The organism is Rhodoplanes sp. SY1, assembly GCF_046000175.1.
Lineage (GTDB): Bacteria > Pseudomonadota > Alphaproteobacteria > Rhizobiales > Xanthobacteraceae > Rhodoplanes.
The window spans coordinates 1-699 of sequence record NZ_JBEOMB010000548.1; the positions used below are offsets into that span (position 1 = coordinate 1).

Consider the following 699-nt stretch of genomic DNA (forward strand, 5'->3'; position numbering starts at 1 on the left):
CTGCGCGGCGACGCCGGCGGCGCGCTGCATCAGCCACGTGCGGCCGATCTCGGCCGCGAGTCGCAGCGCGTCGGCGTGCTTGGCCGCCAGCGTCGAGGCGACCAGCACGCCGTGCGCGGTGAGCCGCGCCACCGTCTCGCCGGCCGTCGCCGTGGCGGCGAGGTCGCGGGCGACCAGGATGTCGACGACGCTCGCCGAGGCGACCGGAAGGGTCGAGCCGCGCCGGCACCAGCCGCGCGGCCGCGACACCAGCGGCCCGCCGAGCAACAGGATGAGGGCGCTGCGCTGCGCCGTCGTGAGTGCCGCGGCGACGCGGCCGGCCGGCCGCCGCGCATTGGCATAGGCCGGGGCGTGCAGCGCAAGCGAATGACGTCCGCGAAAAGCCATCAGAACCTCCCGTTTCCGGTGTCGATGCGGTCGAGCTCGTGCTCGGGGGCGTCGGCGATCCCGCCGCCGCACAGGTGGACCGGCACGGCGTGCGGGGCGTAGCGGGCGCCGGCGAGCGCGGTGGGCGCGTGCCGGGCGAGCCAGTCGATCGCCTCGCGCCAGATCGGCCGCACCGACGGCACGGTGGTCGGCATGCCGTCCGGGCCGTCCGGAAAATCGAGCCGCAGATAGGCGTCGAGCCGCGCCAGGATGCAGGCCGCCTGCGCCTCGCCGCTGCCGAAATCGACGGCGCGAACGGCCAGCACGTGGCCC

General features: G+C 76.4%; 2 protein-coding genes. Both read right to left on the reverse strand.

Annotated elements, in window-relative coordinates:
* On the reverse strand, positions 1–387 hold a 387-nt coding region (locus ABTU92_RS30870), incomplete at its 3' end, for a hypothetical protein (RefSeq protein ID WP_408095327.1).
* The coding region (locus ABTU92_RS30875) for a hypothetical protein (RefSeq protein ID WP_408095328.1) at positions 387–699 on the reverse strand (313 nt) is incomplete at its 5' end. The genes ABTU92_RS30870 and ABTU92_RS30875, both read right to left, overlap by 1 nt.